Source organism: Arthrobacter russicus, assembly GCF_031454135.1.
GTDB classification, from domain to species: Bacteria; Actinomycetota; Actinomycetes; order Actinomycetales; family Micrococcaceae; genus Renibacterium; species Renibacterium russicum.
In genome coordinates this window covers 3,646,123-3,663,476 of the sequence record NZ_JAVDQF010000001.1, presented here as the reverse complement: position 1 = coordinate 3,663,476, position 17,354 = coordinate 3,646,123, and the positions used below count along the sequence as shown (strand labels likewise).

16 protein-coding genes are annotated in these 17,354 nt (G+C 66.0%); 5 read left to right on the top strand and 11 right to left on the bottom strand.

Annotated features, from left to right (window positions below; all coding sequences use genetic code 11):
* Window positions 1–34: 34 nt before the first annotated feature.
* Complete coding sequence (locus JOE69_RS17110) at window positions 35–1,456, top strand: HNH endonuclease signature motif containing protein (protein WP_309800811.1); 1,422 nt, start codon at window positions 35–37, stop codon at window positions 1,454–1,456.
* A gap of 81 nt (window positions 1,457–1,537) precedes the next feature.
* On the opposite strand, the gene JOE69_RS17105 is transcribed toward JOE69_RS17110, so the two are convergent.
* On the bottom strand, window positions 1,538–3,079 hold the full coding sequence (locus JOE69_RS17105; RefSeq protein ID WP_309800808.1) for a class I SAM-dependent RNA methyltransferase: 1,542 nt from the start codon (window positions 3,077–3,079) through the stop codon (window positions 1,538–1,540).
* Between the two features lie 49 nt (window positions 3,080–3,128).
* Complete coding sequence (locus tag JOE69_RS17100) at window positions 3,129–5,105, bottom strand: APC family permease (protein WP_296361522.1); 1,977 nt, start codon at window positions 5,103–5,105, stop codon at window positions 3,129–3,131.
* A gap of 255 nt (window positions 5,106–5,360) precedes the next feature.
* Between JOE69_RS17100 and JOE69_RS17095 the strand changes: the two genes are divergently transcribed.
* Window positions 5,361–6,035 (top strand): potassium channel family protein, encoded by a 675-nt coding sequence (locus JOE69_RS17095; RefSeq protein ID WP_309800806.1) that lies wholly within the window; start codon window positions 5,361–5,363, stop codon window positions 6,033–6,035.
* On the top strand, window positions 6,032–6,730 hold the full coding sequence (locus tag JOE69_RS17090; protein ID WP_309800804.1) for a potassium channel family protein: 699 nt from the start codon (window positions 6,032–6,034) through the stop codon (window positions 6,728–6,730). The genes JOE69_RS17095 and JOE69_RS17090 overlap by 4 nt, the downstream gene beginning before the upstream one ends.
* On the opposite strand, the gene JOE69_RS17085 is transcribed toward JOE69_RS17090, so the two are convergent.
* From JOE69_RS17085 to dut, 4 genes are read right to left on the bottom strand one after another with little or no spacing between them, the layout of a single operon-like run.
* Window positions 6,666–7,415: a DUF3159 domain-containing protein gene (locus JOE69_RS17085; RefSeq protein ID WP_309800802.1), complete on the bottom strand. Its 750-nt coding sequence runs from the start codon at window positions 7,413–7,415 to the stop codon at window positions 6,666–6,668. The two genes, JOE69_RS17090 and JOE69_RS17085, sit on opposite strands and share 65 nt — an antisense overlap.
* Window positions 7,412–7,792: a single stranded DNA-binding domain-containing protein gene (locus tag JOE69_RS17080; protein WP_296361518.1), complete on the bottom strand. Its 381-nt coding sequence runs from the start codon at window positions 7,790–7,792 to the stop codon at window positions 7,412–7,414. The genes JOE69_RS17085 and JOE69_RS17080 overlap by 4 nt, the downstream gene beginning before the upstream one ends.
* On the bottom strand, window positions 7,785–8,573 hold the full coding sequence (locus JOE69_RS17075) for a DUF3710 domain-containing protein (protein ID WP_296361516.1): 789 nt from the start codon (window positions 8,571–8,573) through the stop codon (window positions 7,785–7,787). The genes JOE69_RS17080 and JOE69_RS17075 overlap by 8 nt, the downstream gene beginning before the upstream one ends.
* Window positions 8,574–8,585: 12 nt before the next feature.
* Window positions 8,586–9,065, bottom strand: a complete 480-nt coding sequence (dut, locus tag JOE69_RS17070; protein WP_296361514.1) for a dUTP diphosphatase — start codon at window positions 9,063–9,065, stop codon at window positions 8,586–8,588.
* A gap of 285 nt (window positions 9,066–9,350) precedes the next feature.
* Here dut and JOE69_RS17065 point away from each other — a divergent pair, with 285 nt between their 5' ends.
* A complete protein-coding gene (locus JOE69_RS17065) occupies window positions 9,351–9,830 on the top strand; it encodes a DUF3093 domain-containing protein (RefSeq protein WP_309800799.1) in 480 nt (159 codons plus the stop codon).
* A gap of 53 nt (window positions 9,831–9,883) precedes the next feature.
* Here JOE69_RS17065 and JOE69_RS17060 read toward each other — a convergent pair whose 3' ends face one another.
* Window positions 9,884–10,183 (bottom strand): DUF4193 domain-containing protein, encoded by a 300-nt coding sequence (locus JOE69_RS17060; protein ID WP_285724173.1) that lies wholly within the window; start codon window positions 10,181–10,183, stop codon window positions 9,884–9,886.
* Window positions 10,184–10,586: 403 nt separating this feature from the next.
* On the opposite strand from JOE69_RS17060, the gene sepH reads away from it, so the two are divergent.
* Window positions 10,587–11,927 (top strand): septation protein SepH, encoded by a 1,341-nt coding sequence (sepH, locus tag JOE69_RS17055; protein WP_309800797.1) that lies wholly within the window; start codon window positions 10,587–10,589, stop codon window positions 11,925–11,927.
* An 81-nt stretch (window positions 11,928–12,008) separates the two neighbouring features.
* Here sepH and JOE69_RS17050 read toward each other — a convergent pair whose 3' ends face one another.
* The 4 genes from JOE69_RS17050 to JOE69_RS17035 form a co-directional block, all read right to left on the bottom strand.
* The gene (locus JOE69_RS17050) at window positions 12,009–12,686 is read right to left on the bottom strand and encodes a thymidine kinase (protein WP_296361505.1); all 678 of its coding nucleotides are present in this window, start codon (window positions 12,684–12,686) and stop codon (window positions 12,009–12,011) included.
* Entirely contained in the window at window positions 12,679–13,794 is a 1,116-nt protein-coding gene (locus tag JOE69_RS17045) for an alkaline phosphatase family protein (RefSeq protein ID WP_374709730.1), read from the bottom strand. The genes JOE69_RS17050 and JOE69_RS17045 overlap by 8 nt, the downstream gene beginning before the upstream one ends.
* A 94-nt stretch (window positions 13,795–13,888) precedes the next feature.
* Complete coding sequence (locus JOE69_RS17040; RefSeq protein WP_296361503.1) at window positions 13,889–14,569, bottom strand: DUF5998 family protein; 681 nt, start codon at window positions 14,567–14,569, stop codon at window positions 13,889–13,891.
* Window positions 14,570–14,632: 63 nt separating this feature from the next.
* A complete protein-coding gene (locus JOE69_RS17035; RefSeq protein ID WP_309800793.1) occupies window positions 14,633–17,335 on the bottom strand; it encodes a bifunctional acetate--CoA ligase family protein/GNAT family N-acetyltransferase in 2,703 nt (900 codons plus the stop codon).
* Between the last annotated feature and the right edge of the window lie 19 nt (window positions 17,336–17,354).

Here is a 17,354-nt window from a genome sequence, read left to right as displayed (position 1 = left end):
GGTCATCGAATATTTGTTCTAGTAAAATCAGTTCATGGGAACCCACGCTCCGTCGACTGCCGAAGCCCGCATAGCGCGGGCTCGGGGCACGGCGGCCGAGGCAATTGCCGGACTCCTTGGCTGCTTCGACTCGTCAAATGCCGCCGAACTGCTGGCCGCGGCCGATGCCCTCGAGGCGTTGGCCCGGCAGGTGGCTTACGGCCAAGTCCTGGCCGCAGCAGCCATCGATCGTGATTGTCCGGCCGCAGCCCGGGCGCCGTTCCGCAATACCGCGGATTTCCTGCAGGCCCGGCTGCGCATCCCCCGGAGCGAGGCCAAGCGCCGGCTCGGCGTGGCTGGGAAACTCTTGCCGGCGCACAGCCTGACCGGAGAACCGGTTCCGGCCGGATACCCGCGGCTCGGCGTGGTGGCCAGCAGCGGTGCCGCCTGCCTGCAGGGGCTCAGCAAAGCGATGGATGCGCTCGACACCGCGCAGAGCATCCTCCGTGGCCGGTCCTGGCCGCAGCAGCTTCACCCGCAGGATTCCGAGCTGCTGGGCCGGATGGAAACGAGTCTGGCCGAAGCGCTGGTTGCGCGGGACCCTGATTTCCTGAGCCCGCTGGTCAAACGATGGCTGACGCTTTTGGACCAGGACGGCACTGCGCCGGAGGAATCCGAGCTGAAACACCGGCAAGGGCTTTTCCGACGTGGCGAATACCGCGGACTGAACCATTTCGAGCTTTGGGCCGATCCAGCCCAGACCGAAACCTTGCTGGCCGTGCTGAATGCTGGGAACAACCCGCGCAGTAGCGGGAACAGTAGCGGGAACCGCGGCCAGGCGGACGCCCCAGCAGATCGACGGAGTGCGCCGCAGCGGCAGCTCGACACCCTGGTCAGTGCCCTGGCCGCAGCGCTGAGCACCGATTCGTTGCCGGCAACCGGCGGGCACAGGCCACAGGTCCAAGTCACCATCGACTACCGGCATTTGCTCGGCGAAATCCACTCCCGACGTCCCGGGCGCTCCGGCTCCGGGGGCGCTGCTGCCATGGTTTCCTCCGCAGAGTTCACCGGCCCGATCAACCCGGGAACCATTCGCCGGATCGCTTGTGACGCCGAGCTGATCCCGGTAGTCCTCGGCGGAGCCGGCGAGGTGCTCGACCTCGGCCGCAGACGACGTTTGTTCAGCCGGAGCCAGCGGGCTGCGCTCTTCGCCCGGGATCGCGGTTGCACTTTCCCGGATTGCACGATCCCGGCCAGTTGGTGCGAAGCGCACCACATCCAAAGCTGGCGGGACGGCGGTGCGACCTCGGTCCAGAACGGCGCGCTGCTCTGCTCGCATCACCACCATCTGATCCACCAAGGCGATTGGCAGCTGGACAACCGGCTAGGACTCCCCCGGTTCAGACCGCCGCCATGGATCGATCCGCAACAGCGCGCCTTGCGGAACAATTATCACCGACTGGATGCGGTGGCCTAGGCCGGGCCAAGCCAGTCAAGCCACCCCGTCACGTGCGCCTGGCCACAGGCGCTTTGTGCGGTGCGCCTCGTCGGGGTCGGCTCAGGCGGTCGGCAGCAGCAGGGCCGCGGTTTCCAAGTGGTGAGTGTTCGGGTAGAGGTCGAAGGCGCGCAACTCGGCCAACTGCCAACCCTCAGCAGCAAAGTACGCCACGTCGCGGGCGAATGATGCCGGATCGCAGGAAACGTAAGCCACCGCTCGCGCCCCGCTGGCGCAAATCTGTTTCACCACATTTTTGCCCGCCCCGGCACGCGGCGGGTCCAGAACTACGGCATCGAGCTTGCCGGCACCGGGCAGCACCCCGTTTTCCCGAGCCACCGCCGCAAGCACCCGATCCACCCGGCCGGGCCGGACCAGCACCTCGGCGCGGCCGTCGAAATTGCGCATCGCGTCTTTGCTGGTCACCGGCGAGCCCTCGATGGAAAGCACCCTCCCGGTGGGGCCGACGGCATCGGCGAGCAGCGACGTGAACAATCCCGCTCCGGCATAGAGGTCCGCAGCAGCCGATCCGGCACTGAGGAAGTCGCCCAGATACGCGCGTACCGTGTCCGAAAGCACCTCCGGGGCCTTGCGGTGGATCTGCCAGAATCCGTCACCACTGACCCGGAATTCCGGGGCGGAACCCGATCCCGGCGTAGCCGGCACCGATTCGCGCAACCACGGGCGGCCACGCAGCGCCGAGACCCGGCTGCTCTTGGCGTCCCAGTGGGCTGCGGAAACTCCGCCGGGCAGTTCCCGGGCAAGCCGCGCCGCCGCCTGCTTCGTTCCGGAGAGCAAGACCAACGGACCGTCCCCCGACGTCGGCGCTGCCACTTCGACACGATCGAGTCCGCTGAAGTCCAGATCCCACAACGCCAGATCCCGGATCCTCCGGTCGGCCAGCGGCATGTCCTGGACCGCAATCACCTCATGCGAGCGGTGCGCATGCATGCCGAGCCGGCCCTCGGGAGTGACCGCGAATCCGGTCCGGGTCCGCCAACCCAGGCCGGTCGGATCTTCACCCGGAACCTCCTGCACCTCAGTGGTCACCTCGAGTCCGGCGAGCCGCTGCAATTGCTCGGCCAAAACCATGGCTTTCAAGGCCCGCTGCGCCGGCAGACGCAGATGCCCGAATTCCGCGCCGCCGATCGGCAACGTCCCTGCGGAATGTGCTCGGCCGGAGTCCGCCTCCGGCCAGAAATGGGCCACCCGGGCCCCGGCGAATTCCACCGATTCAGCAAGCACTTCGACCACGTCGGCGCGCCAGAATGCCGCATCTGCTTCAGCTTCGGTCAGGATCGCCCGGACCCGTTCGCCGGGCACCGCATGCCGCACGAAGACCACCCGGCGGCTGGCTTTGGCCAGCCCGGACCCGGCGACGGCAGCATCATCCGACACTGCACCGGATCGGTCCCCGGCCGAGCCGGCATTCCCCATCGAATCGGTATCCCCCGCCGAATCGGCATATCCCGTCGAACCGGCATCCCCCGCCAAGCGGGCGACGAAGTGGCCGCCATGCGCCACCGGACCGATCTCCAGAATTACTTCCTTCGTCGCAGCGCCGGCTGTTCCCGGCACCTCGCGCTTGCCCTGCGCCTCAGTCATCTACCCGTGCCTCAGTCATCTGTGCTTCAGTCATCTGCGTTTCAGTCATCTAGTCGAGTTCTTGGAAACGCCGAGCGGATTCCGAGGACTTGAGCTGCCACGGCACGGATGCCACCATGACGCCGGGCTCGAAGTGCAGCCTGGTCTTGATTCGCAACGCGGTCTGGTTGTGCACCAGCTGTTCCCACCATTTGCCCACCACGTATTCCGGGATGTAGACCACGATCAGGTCCCTCGGCGATTCGCGTCGGATGTTTTTCACGTATTCCATGATCGGCGTCACGGTTTCCCGGTACGGACTGGCCAAGACCGTCAGCGGCACCGGAATTTTCAGCTTCTCCCACTGCGCAACGGTTTCCTGGGTCTCCTCGGAATCGTTATCCACCACGATCGCGTCCAGCTGCGAGGGCCGCGAAGCCCGGGCGAACGCCAGGGCCCGCAGCACCGGTTTGCGCACGTGCGAAACCAGCAGCACCGCGTGCACCCGAGTGGGCAATGCCCGTGGCGAGGCATCCTCGTCGACCGCCAGCTCGCGGGCCACATTGCGGTAGTGGGATTGGATGCTCCACATGATCAGGAACAGGACCAGCATCGCCAACAAGGCGATCCAAGCCCCCTGCTCGAACTTGGTGATCAACACGATCACCAAAACCGACAAAGTCATCGAGAAGCCCAGCGTGTTGATGGTCCGCGACTTGATGATCCGCAGCCGCTCCGCGCGCTCCTTGACCAGCTTCAACCGGCGTCCCCAGTGCAGGATCATGCCGAGTTGGCTGGCCGTGAAGGAGATGAACACGCCGACGATGTACAGCTGGATCAGCTTCGTCACGTCGGCGTCGAACGCGATGATCAGCACGAGCGCGCCAGCTGCCAAAGCGAGCACGCCGTTGCTGTACGCCAAGCGGTCGCCACGGGTGCGCAGCTGCCGCGGCAGATAGCCGTCCTTGGCCAGGATCGAGGCCAACACCGGGAACCCGTTGAAGGCGGTGTTCGAAGCGAACACCAGGATCACCCCGGTGGCCGCCACGATGATGAAGAAGATCACCGATCCGGAACCGAAGACCGTGGAAGCGATCTGGCTGATCGCCGGGTTCTGCACGTAGTCCGCGGGCGGCGGTTGGCCATTGATCAGGAACTCGGTCGCCGGGTCCTGCACGATGTGGACTTTGGTGGCATTGGCCAGGTAGAGGATGCCGGCCAGCATCGCTGCCGCAACCGCGCCGAGCAGCAACAACGTGGTGGCGGCGTTCTTGGACTTCGGCTTGCGGAAGTTCGGCACGCCGTTGCTGATCGCTTCCACGCCGGTCAGGGCAGCAGCCCCGGAGGAAAAAGCCCGGAGCAGCAAAAAGGCGCCGGCCAGCCCCACAATGCCCTGCTCGTACTCCGGCACCGGGATGATTTCGAACTGCGCACTCGGCGCTTGCCCCAACGTGCCGGTCACGCCTTGGATGATGCCGACCACAGTCATGCCCAAGATGCAGACCATGAAGATGTACGTCGGGATCGCGAAAACGGTGCCGGCCTCTTTGATCCCACGCAAGTTGACCAGGGCGAGGATCACCACGCCGATCACCGCGATCCAGGCCTGGCTGCCGTGCATTCCGGGCACCGCGGTGGCCAAGTAATTCGCCGCTGCGGACATCGAAACTGCGACGGTGAGCACATAGTCGACCAGCAGCGCAGAAGCCACGGTCAGACCGGCGAACTTGCCGAGGTTGGTGTTCGCGATCTCGTAGTCGCCGCCGCCGGACGGGTAAGCGTGCACATTCTGCCGGTAGGAAGCCACCACGGTGATCAGCACGATCATCACGGCCAGCCCGACCAGTGGCGAAATGGTCACCGCGGCGGCTCCGGCCAGAGCCAAGGTCAGCAGGATTTCATCGGGTGCGTAGGCCACCGATGAAAGCGCATCCGAAGCGAAGATCGGCAAGGCGATGCGTTTGGGCAAAAGGGTGTGCGCGAGCCGGTCATTGCGGAACGGCCGTCCGACGAGAACCCGTTTCAGGGCGTTGAAAAAGGTCAGCACGATTCCCACTCTGCGTAAATTCGGCGGCAAGTGCAAGAACCCGCCCTGGTGCTGCGTACGTCCAGCTGCCCGCAACTGCACAAATGTACCACCGCTGTACCACGGTGCACGGGCCTGCCGGTCGCAGCCCGGGTACCCGGGCTGCGGAACCCGACCGCTTCGACGCTGCAGCCACCAGGAGCGTGTGCCTACAATTGGCTCCGGTACCGCAGCAAACCGCGGCAGCACGAGCAGTACGACAAAAGAGGAGAGCCAGTGGCGCATTACGTGATCATGGGGTGCGGCCGGGTGGGCGCCACGCTGGCGCATACGCTGGAAGACTCCGGGCACTCGGTAGCCATCATCGACCAGGACGACCGGGCCTTCCGCAGACTGCGCAATGGCTTCAGCGGACGCAAGGTGACCGGCATCGGCTTCGACCGGGAAACCCTCAAGCAGGCGGACATCGAACAGGCCTACGCCTTCGCAGCGGTCTCCAGCGGTGACAATTCCAATGTCCTGGCCACCCGGGTCGCCCGCGAAACCTTCCATGTCGAACACGTCGTGGCCAGGATCTACGATCCCGGCCGAGCCGAAATCTACCAGCGGTTGGGCATCCCCACGGTAGCCGCGGTGCGTTGGAGCGCCGACCAGGTGCTGCGCCGGATCCTGCCGGAACAGAGCATCAGCGGCGACTTCCGCGAGCCGTCGGGGCGGCTGATCCTCAGCGAAGTTTCACTGCATGACGGCTGGATCGGCCGGCATCTCGATGACATCGAACATGCCAGCGGCGCCCGGGTGGCCTATTTGACCCGCTTCGGCGAGGGGATCCTGCCGGGCAGCGAAACCAGCTACCAGCAGGGCGACACCGTGCACGTGATCCTGGAGGTCGCGAAAATGGCGGACATCGAACGGATTCTGGCCAGTGCGCCAGCTAAGGAGTCAGAGTGAAGGTAGTCATTGCCGGGGCCGGCAGCGTGGGCTCGTCCATCGCCCGGGAACTGCTGGCGCACGGCCATGAGATCCTGCTCATCGATCCGAAGCCGGAAGTGATCGGCCGCAGCGGCCTGCGCGGCGCGCGTTGGCTGGTCGGCGATGCCTGCGAAATCAGCACTTTGCGGGAAGCGAAGCTCGACGAGGCCGACGTCGTGGTCTCGGCGACCGGCGATGACAAAGTCAACCTGGTGGTCTCCTTGCTGGCCAAAACCGAGTTCGGCGTCGGCCGCACCGTGGGCCGGGTGAACAATCCGAAAAACGACTGGATGTTCGATGATTCCTGGGGCGTCGACGTCGCGGTGAACACGCCCCGGCTGATGACCGCCTTGGTCGAGGAAGCCGTCGAGATCGGCGACCTGGTCCGGCTGCTGACCCTGCAGACCGGAGTGTCTTCGCTCGTCGAATTCACGGTTCCGAGCGATTCATATATCGTCGGCGCCACGGTCGGCTCGATCCAATGGCCGGCCGATTCGACCTTGGTCGCGATCCTGCGCGACGAAGCCCCGATCACGCCGAGCATCGACGATGTGGTCGACGGCGGCGACGAACTGTTCTTCATCAGCACGATTCCGGCTGAGGACGATCTCAGGGAACTGCTGGGCGCCCGTCGCCGCTCGGATCCGGAGCATCCGGATCCGACGCCGAGCTAGTCGGCACCGGCCGGGAAACCATCCAGGCCAGCCAGAGTGCCAGCGCGTACAGCGGCACGCCCATGGCCAATCGGGTGGTGCCCAGTGCGGCGAGGTTCTCGGCGAAATACAGCGGCACCTGAACTGCAAGCCGGAGCACGAACAAGGACAACACGATCCATGCCGCCAGCACATAGGCCCGCCGGCGCAGCGGATTCGCCCGCCATTCGAGGTTTTCCCCCCGAATGAAGCCGAACAGCAATCCAGTGATCGGCCAACCGGCCAGGATCGATGCCAGTACCACCACGATGCTGACCACATTCGTGATGAAACCGGGCACGTAATAGTCCAGGGCGCTTCCGGTGCTCCCGGAGAAGAATGCGCAGATGGCGATGCCTACGAGCCCGGAAAAGGCCTGGACCACGGTACTGCGCTGGATCAGCCGGAGCACCGTGAACCCGGCGCCCACCGCGATTGCCGCGACCAGCGACACCGTGAGGTTCTGCCCGATGATGAAGCTGAACAGGAAGACCAATCCGGGCAGCAGGGTCTCGGCCAAGCCACGCCATCCGCCGACCGCCGACATGATGTCGATGTGCCCGTGCTCATTGCGTTTCAGCCCGGATTTCGCCGCATAGCTCTCCGCCATCTGCGCGAAGCTCGGCGGTACCGGCTCGGACTCCGGTTTCGGGGTATCTTCGCTCACGCCGGGTACTCCTGGAATTCTGGTTTGCCGATGATTTCGTATCGCGGGTTGAACACCGTGGGCATCCCGTCCCGGCGGGCCACCATGCCCTCGAAGCGAAGCTCGGTGCCGGCTTCGATGCCGGGCACCGTGCGTTGGCCCAGCCAGACCAGACGGACCCGGCTGCCCTGCGGCTTCCGCTCGGCGTCTGCGCCGGCAGGCTCCCGCCGCTGCCGCGGAGCGTACTTGTCGACGTCGGTGACCACGGCGGAGAATTCCGGCGCCCGATTGGCCGGTGCAATCGTGATCGACTCGATGTAGCCGCGGCACAAGGCCCGGCCGCGCTCCGGCAGCTGGCTGATCGCGCTCAGTTCGACCTTGGCCGCGAAATTACCCAATCTGGGTGATCTCCGGACCGCGTTCCACCGGCCCGAACTTCGGTTTGCCCGCGGCCGGCTCTTCGGCCGGCACATTGCCTTCGGCATCGGCCACCGCATCCTTGGGCAGTGACAACGGAAGCAGGTCGCGGGGCGGCATCGGAGTCTCGCCGCGGACCACCACCGCGGCGCGGAACAAGGCTTCGAGCTCGGTGGCTGCTTCCGGCTCCAAGGCGGCTTGGCCGCCGATCACGCCGCGCAGGAACCAACGCGGGCCATCGACGCCGATGAACCGGGCCACCCGGAAGCCGCGGCTGCCGTCGGAGGCTTCGGCCGGCAGCTTGGCCAGGATCTCGGCGCCGAAGGTGCCGTCGAGCTCTTCGATGCTGCCGCCTTGGGAGGCGACCGACATGCCGATCTGTTCCCGGATATCGGCCCAGAGTCCTTCGGAACGCGGAGCTGCGAAGGCCTGGAGCTGCAGGCTCGACCCGTTCAAATCCAGGGTCACCGCGATGACCCGTTGGCTCGCCTCCTCCACTTCGAGGCGCAGCTGGAGATTTTCGTGCGGCGTGATCAACAGCGCGCCGAGGTCGACGTAGCCGTCCTGGCTCTCGATCTCGTCGACGTCGAATGGCCCGTGCACCTCGCGCTCGTACGCCGAGTCCAGCGGGTTCGCCGCGCTGGCACCGGCCGCCCCGGGGTCAGCCGATTCGGTCGAGTCCGCCGATTCTTCCGGAGCCTCTGCTGCGGCCGGCACCGCTTCGTCGTTGCCCGCTTTGGATCGTTTGCGCCCGAATGCCATCTGCTTCTCCTGCTAATCCTGGGTAGGGGTCGTTGTGAAGCCGCCGGTCGAACCAAATCCACCGGCCCCGCGAACCGAGTCCGGGAGCTCCGCAACCGGAACAAACCTGGCGTACTCGACGCGTTGGATCACCATTTGGGCAATTCTATCGCCGCGTGCGAGATTGATCGACTGCCGCGCATCGGTGTTCAGCAAGGTCACCGCGATCTCGCCGCGGTACCCGGCATCGACCGTACCCGGAGCGTTGACGATGGTCAGGCCGTGTTTGGTGGCGAGTCCGGAACGCGGGTGGATCAGGGCCACGAATCCCTCGGGCAGCGCAATCGAAACCCCGGTCGGCACCAGAACCCGCTCGCCCGGCGCGATCAGCACATCGACCCTGGCCCGCAAGTCCGCGCCGGCATCGCCCGGATGCGCATAACTGGGCGCTTCGATCTCCGGATCGAGCATTTTGAGCTGCACCGAAAGCGTCGGCTCGGTTGTCTCTGGCACGGGGTCGTCCTCCGGGGTCGGCACGGTCGTCGTCGGCAAAATCTGCACGTTCCGCGGAACGTCGGAACCGGTGGCTCCGCGAATTACTCTATCGGGAGTTCCTGACAGCCGGCACCCTGTTCTCCCTGAACCGAGCGTAGCCCACAGCGGATCATGCGCGGCCGGGTGCCGAGCAGCGGCTGTGCGTCGCGAAATCAAGCTGCGCCGCCCGGCCGGGTGCCGAGCAGCGGCCGGGCGGCGCAGCTTGATTTCGCGACGCACAGCGAAAGGTGACAAGCTGATGCCATGCCGCAGAATGCACCTGGAGACCATGGCAATGCCGACGTCGTCTATTCCGAAAAACTTTGGCCCGCACTTTGGATCTGGGTCGTGGCGGCGGGAATCGCCGTCGCCGGCATCTTGATCCTGGCTCCGATCAGCATCGTGGCCGGTTACACCGCGGCCGTAGTGATCTTCGCACTGGAGGCTCTGTTCCTGCTGATGAGCACCCCGCGGATCGAGGTGGACGGGCAGACGCTGACCGTCGGCAGGGCCACGATCGACCGTGCTTTCATCGGCAAAGTCGAAGGCTTCAACCGCGATGATGCGGTCGCCCAACGGGGCACCCAGCTCAACGGACTGGCCTATTTGTGCATCCGGGGCTGGATCGGTCCGGTGGTCCGGATCGAAGTCACGGACGAATCCGATCCGACGCCTTACTGGTTAACCTCGACGAGGCGGCCAGAGCAGCTCGTCGCCGCCTTGACCACCTCGCGTATCGGTTAGATTTTCCTCCGGTCCGCCGGCCCCGCTAACGGGCCGGCGGCACCTGCTCGGGCTCAGCCCTCACAATCCTTGCAGTACAGCAAGCCGTTCTTCTCCCGCGCAATCTGCGAACGGTGTCGGACCAGGAAACAGGACGAACAGGTGAATTCGTCCGCCTGGGCGGGCAGTACCCGTACCAAAAGCTCCTCGCCGGACAAGTCCGCTCCGGGGAGCTCATAACTATCAGCCGCTTCCGCCTCGTCCTCATCGACAACCGCAGACTGTTTGTCGGTGCGGCGGGACTTCAATTCTTCAATTGAATCCTCACTGAGTTCGTCGTCGGTCTTCCGCGGCGCATCGTAATCAGTCGCCATAGTTCTATGCTCACGCTCCGGTCTTTTCTCAATGTCTAACTCAGGCCCTCTCGGCGCCTCTCAGATCAAACGTCATGAAAGTCGATTTTGTGCCCGGTAACGGGGTGATTTTTCCCGAAAATCTTCCCAAACGCCAATTCAAGCGCCATAATCCCCTATGTTCCTGCTCACACTGCGGCAAAAACCTCGGAAAATCACAGCATTCTCACTGGTTCGGGCAGCCATTGCGGCCCCTTGCCACCGCGTTTCATGGTTACGTAACGCAAATGGCATACGCCACCATACAACATCCGCCACGCCTGTGCCGGTCGTAGGAAATGGCCGCGTTCAGTGGCAGAGTTTCAGATGAATAGCTGGGAGGACCGAGATTCCAGTGAGGTCGGTGAATCGGGTGGGTAAAAGCATGCAGGATCTTAGATTGGTAGGCGTTCACGACGATGGCGAACACCTGCTGCTCAGTGGCGCCGGCGGTGAAATCTACCGGTTGCGGATCGACGAAGCACTCCGTGTGGCGTCTTCGCGCACCCCACCGCGGCCGGCGGCGCCGATGAGCCAGGATTCGGCTCCGGGACGGTTGTCGCCCAAAGACATCCAGCAGCGGATCCGTGGCGGCGCCAGCGCCGAAGAAGTCGCCGAGGCGGCCGGTGTCCCCTTGGCGCACGTGCAGCGCTATGAGGGCCCGGTACTGGCCGAACGCGAACACATCGCGTTGCAGGCCCGCCGCGTCGAGGTCTCCGATGCCATTCCGAGCCACGACGGCTATCGCTCCGCCTTCGGCGACGACCCGGCCAGCCTCGATGAAATGGTCTCGCACCGGTTGATCGCGATGGGCATCGACGCCAACACCCTGGTCTGGGACGCCTGGCGCCGGCCGGACGGCCAATGGGCAGTTACTGCGGACTTCGACAGCAGCCAGGCGAAGCTGACCGGCGTCGGCGAATCCGCGCCGGCGCAATGGATTTACAGCGTTTCCCGGAAAACCATCCAGAACACCAACCGCTGGGCGCAGTTGCTCAGCGAAATGGAGCCCTTGGACGCTCCGCTGCCCTCCCGGCGTCTGGCCGCGGTAGCGGACCGTCCTTTCGATTTCGAAACCGATCGCCCGGAAGCCGAGGAGGCCACCGCCGAACCCGGCGCGGAAGCATCCGGCTCGGCGGCGCCCGACACCGAGCCCACCGACGCTGAGCCCGCGGCCGACAGCTCGGACGGTCTGCTGGACCTTTTGCGCTCGCGTCGCGGCCAGCGTTTGGGCATCGACGAGGACGACGACGACGCTTTGGCCCTGCTGCTCACCGACGGCGTGCCGGCCGCGCAACCGCGGGAGGAAAGGGGTTCCCCGGAGCAGCCTGCGGAAGCTGACGAATCGGCATCGGAACAACCCGCTTTCTTCCCGGCGCTCAGCCTGGCGCCCGCGCTCAGCCCGGATCCGGTCGAACGGCCGGCACAGAGTGAAGATTTCGCCGGCACCGTGCGGCCGGATCCACTGGATCTGTCCGAGGGCATCAGCACCCAGACTCGGGAAATCCGGATCTCGGCGGCTCCGCCGATCCGGCCGGCCACGCCCAACCGGGCGCCGGCTTCGGGCCACAATGTACCCGCTGAGCCCCAGGAAAAACCTGGCAAAGACAGCAAGGAAGACGCGGCAGAAACCCCGGCAGCCAACGACCGGCGGCCAACCGTCAAACCGAAACGGTCGAGTGTGCCGAGCTGGGACGAAATCGTCTTCGGCACCAAAGGCGACTGAGCCGGAAACTGGCGGCCGGGCAATGGCCGGCCACCGGCAACGCCCGGGCCGGTGCCGCGCCTCCGGGCAATCGCCGAGGTGCTACGCGCTCGGCTCGAAAGGCAGCAATTGGTCTGCTTCCACCAGCCGGTTGGCGGTGAACTCGGTAACCCTCCGCATGTAGTGCTTGCGGCACAGAGTCTCATATCCGATATGCGGCTCGGTCGACGGCTCAGGGTCAGCCGATGCGCCGGCCACATCGCCGACCACCACTTGGTCGCCCTCGACCACCATCACACCGTCCACCGTGCGTGCATTGTGCGTGGCCCGGCAACCACACCAGCACAACGCTTCGACCTGCAGCACCTGCACCCGGTCGGCCAGCTCGATCAGCCGCTGCGAGCCGGGGAACAAGCGGGTCCGGAAGTCCGCAGTGATCCCGAAGGCGAAGACATCGACGCCCATTTCGTCCACCACCCGGGCCAGCTGCTCCACCTGTTCCGGCGTGTAGAACTGGGCCTCGTCGCAGATCAGGTAATCCACCGCCCCGCCGCGGGTGCGCCGGTGGACCACTTCGGCCCAGAAATCCGTCTCCGGCGCGACTTCCACGGCCCCGGTCCGCAATCCCAGACGGCTGGAGATCATGGATTCCCCGGCCCGGTCGTTGCAACTGAACAACACCCCGGCCCGGCCCCGGGCACTGTGGTTGTGGTCCAGTTGCAGGGCAAGCGTCGACTTGCCGCAGTCCATGGTCCCGGAGTAGAAAACCAATTCAGCCACGCTTGCCCGTTCTTCCTTTTCCGCCGGCTTTCCCGTCGACCGGAATTCGCAGGAGCGGCACGTCGCGCTCCACTTTAGTCAATGATCCGTGCTGCCCGACAATCGCCATGGCGTGCGGTGCGGAACGGCGCAAATCGTAGAACGCCACCGGTTCACGGGCCGCGATGAGCAGGTCGCCGATCCGCGGGAGCACTTCCGGACGCACCGTGCCGAAGTAGCCGCTCCGCACCGCTTCCGCCCGGCTGAGCACCCAGGCCTGTTGGCCCCAAGCCTGCTGCCAGGCGTCCGCGAGGGCTGCGGCATCGGCGTCCGGCTCCAGATAAAGCTGTACCAATCGCGGTTCACCGCCGGTATGCCTGACTCCGGCCACCAGTTCGGCGGAGCGCGAGTAATCGATCCTGGCGCTTTCCGGCACATCGATCATGCCGTGGTCCGCGGTCAACAACAGCAGGGTGCCGGCGGGCAATTGCGTGGCGAGCCGCCGCACCGCGGCATCGAGTTCTTCCAATTCGTGTTCCCACTGCGCCGAGTCCACCCCGTGCCGGTGCCCCGCTTTGTCCAATTCGGACCAGTAGAAGTACATCAACAGCTCCGGTTCGGCGGCCATCAGCTCCGCGGCAGCCGAAGTCCGGGCATGCGGAGAGCCAGCCGGTACGAAGCGGCTGCCGCGCAAAGCGGCCCGGGTCATCGGCGAGTCGGCGAATTTCGGCAGGCTGACCGTCGCACTGGGCAGGACGCCGTCCAGCTTTTCGAAAACCGTCGGGTACGGCTGCCAACGCAAGGGATCCACGCCGGCGTCCCAATTGCCCAGGAGGTTCACCACCTTGTCCTGGTCCGGGTCGAGCACGTCGTAGCCGACCATGCCGTGCAGTCCGGGTTCGACGCCGGTGCCCAGGCTGGAGAGCGAACTCGCGGTGGTCGAAGGGAAAGCCGATTGGATCGTGCGGTGCCCGGCACCGGCCAGGGTTCCATTGAGCACGCTGCGCAGGAACGGGGCATGCGCGATCTTGCGCTTCAGCAACGCCGAACCCAAGCCGTCGACCAGGACCACGCACACCCGTCTGGCCGGCGGGAGCGCGAGCGCGTTCTCGAAACCGGGCGCCCCCATGGCCGCTGCGGAGCTGCTGAAGACCTGGGCGATCGACGCTGCGGCGTAGCCGGAGGCTTTCGGCAGCTCGGGGGTTCCCGGCCGCGCGGAAAACTCAGCGGTGATGGTTCCGGCCCAATCTGGTACCCAAGGTGGACAGCCCGGTCCGCGGCGCCGGCTGTTCCGGCAGCGCCCTGGTGTTCACTGCCCGCAGCGCCCGGGCGAAGACCTTGGCGTCCTGGACCGCCTGCAGCCCGTCCGCTTCTGCGCTGATCCGCAGCGCGATGTCTTCCTGGGCCAGATTTCCGGTGTACCCGTGATCGGCCTCGCACTGCGGGTCGCCGCAGGCGGCCGGGGCGATGTCGATCCGCTGGCCGCCCGACCAGCCGATGGACAGGGTCAGCTCCCGGATCGGATCCGAAGGCCGGTAATCCTGCGGCTGGTTGTAGAGGTAGCTGAGCACCACCGAGCGGATCTGGCTGACCGGAACCGATTCGGTGGAAACTTGGGCCACTACTTGCTCACCGGCGTCGTCCATCTGCTGGTCGTCCACGTGGACGATCACGAGCATGTCCTCGGTCAGCGCCAGCACCGTGATGTGCCGGTGCACCTCGGTGCGGTCGAAATGCGTTTCCAAGTGGGCCAGGTGGGAGAGGCATTCGCGTCCGTCCAAGGCATCGATCACCACGTCGCCCACCAAACGCGGGTAAAAGCCCGCGCGTTGCAAAGCTTGGTCCAAAGTTTGGCCTTGCGCCGAGTGGGAGCCGGCCGCGCGGAATGCGTTCATAGTGGACATTTTCCCAGAAAGCTCCCCGGCAAGCTAACCGGTCCCGCCTGCGGCGCGGTCCGATCCACCGGCTCAGGCATTCATCGCGCGGCGGGCGCTGTCCGTACGCTGTTCCGCATTGCCGAGTTTCACCAGGGCCGAGAGCACCGTCGCGGTCGCGCTGCCGGCCAGCACCGGGTGGAACTCGACGGAAGCGACTTCCGGGTGGTGGTCCTTGAGCGCGGCCAGCCGGGCCACCAAGTCCTGCAACGCCGCGATGTTCACCGGGGGCAGGCCCTGGTAGCCGAACAGCCGGGCGGCCGCTTTGGGTGAGCGGACCAACTCGCTGACATCGGTGCTGGAAAGCGGCGGAATCCGGTGCGCCCAGTCATCGAGCAGATTGACCGCATCGCCGGCCAGGCCGAAGGAGACCACCGGGCCCAGCAACGGGTCCTCGATGGCCCGCAGGACGCAGGACTGGCCCACCGGGGCCATCGACTGGACTTCCAGGTCGAAGTTCCCGAACGCGCGCAGGGATTCGCGCATCTGCGCGATATTGGCGCCCAGTGCTGCCGCGTCGTCGATGTTCAACCGTACGCCGCCCAAATCCAGCCGGTGCCGCAGCGCCGAGTCCAAAGTCTTGATCGCGACCGGCCAGCCGAGCTGTTCCGCGGCGGCGACCGCTTCGCGGACCGTGCCGAACGGAATCGAGGGCAGCGGTTCGATCCCGTAGCAGGCCAGCAGCCGTGCCGTCTCGGCAGCTGACAGAGTCAGCAGTTCCGCGCTCTCGGTGCCGGAAAGCCTGGCCTCGATGAACTCCTCGGCAGCCACCCGGTCGATGCCCGGCGGATCCTCGAAATGGCCTTGTTCCCGGCGCAGCCAGGCGGTGTAGCGCACCAGAGCCGCGAGCGCGGCGATCGCGGCACCGGGGCTGGTGTAACCGGGCACCGAAAGCGGACCGGCAGCCGTCTCAGCATGGAGCAGCCCGTTGACCGTCACCTGCTGGTCGACGAATCCGCTGAACGCCGCCAATACCGGTTTGCCGACCTCTGCCGCGCATTCGGCGAGGGTTCCGGCGATCTCCCGCACACTCAAGCTCCGGACCGGAAGCATGGTCAGGATCACCGAATCCACGTCGCTGCTGCGCAGCGCCGAAAGCAGTTTTTCGCGCAGCTTCGGCAAGGCCGCCTCAGGTCCGCCGTCCAGCCGCAGGCCGGCCTCGGTACGGGTCACGCTCAGTTCGCGCTGCGCGGCCGAATCCGCCACGACCCGGGCCAAGGCAAGCGAATTGCTCAGCACGGCCAATCGCGGTCCGGCCGGGAGCGACTGGCTCACCGCGATCTGCGCCACATCCGCCAGCTCGTCGATGGTCCGCACCCGGATCACCCCGGATTGCCGGAGCATCGCGTCCAAGGCTCCCACCGGAGCCTGCGTGGTCCGTACCGCGTGTCCGGGCGGCAGCTGCAAGCCGAGAGCGTCCGACTTCGCCACGATCACCGGTTTGCTCCGGGCCAGCCGCCGGGCCAGCCGGGAGAACTTCCGCGGATTGCCGATCGATTCCAGATACAGCCCGCAAACCGCAGTGTCGGCGTCGTCCTCCCAGTACTGCATGATGTCGTTGCCGGAGACGTCCGCCCGGTTGCCGGCCGAAACCACCGTGGAAAAGCCCAAGCCGCGTTGCACTGTGGCGGCGAACAGTGCGGCGCCGAGCGCCGCCGATTGGCTGAACAGACCGAGGCTCCCCCGCTTGGGCATGGTCGGTGCCAGGGAGGCGTTCAAAGACACCCCGGGCCGGGTGTTGACCACGCCCAACGAAGCCGGCCCGATCAGCCGCATGCCGCCGGCCCGTGCTGTGCGCACCAAGCCGCGTTGCGCCACCAGGCCGAGCTCGCCGTCGTCGGCGAAGCCTCCGGTGGCGATCAGCACCCCTTTGCTGCCGGCCGCCGCGCATTCGGCGACCGTCGCCGGAACCTGATCGTAGGGCACCGCGATGATCACCAGATCCACCACGGAACCGACCGCCGCGATGGTCGGAAAACTCTCCGGATCCAGCCGGTTGACCCGGTGCACCGGCCCGGTGAAACCGCCGCGCACCAAGTTCTCCAGCAGTTGCTCGGCCAAGGATTCCCCACCGGTAGCGGCGCCGGCATCCGGTGCCCGGCCACCGATCACCGCGACCGAGGCCGGCGAAAGCAGCCCGGCCACACTCCGCGCCTCCGCCCGGTGCTCCCGGGATTCCATCACGGCACGGGATTTCTCGGTCGGATCGATGTCGAAGCTCAGGCTGACCACGCCGTCGTCGAAGTGCCGGCTCACTTCGTAACCGGCTTCGGCGAAGACCGTGAGCATCTTGCGGTTTTCCGGCAGGACCTCGGCGGTGAACCGGGTAATCCCGTTTTCCCTTGCGGCCGCCGCCAGATGTTCGAGCAGGATCGAGCCGAGGCCGCGCCCCTGGTGGGCATCCGAAATATTGAAGGCGACTTCGGCGACCGAGGGATCCGGCAACCGGTCGTAGCGGCCGATCCCGATGATCGCACCAGCCACGGTGATCACGAACGCCACCCGGTCCCGGTGGTCCACTTCGGTGAAGCGGCGGAGCTCCTTGTCGCTGAGCACCGATTTGTAGGTGAAGAACCGCATGTAGATCGAGTTTTCGGACTGCCCGCTGTGGAATGTCCGGACCGCCTCCACGTCCGCGGCCCGGATCGGGCGCAAGTGGGCCGTCGCGCCATCCCGGAGCACGACGTCGGCCTCCCAATGGTGCGGATATCGCGGCTCCGCCGGCGGCTCGGTCATGTTTTCACTGTACCGGGTC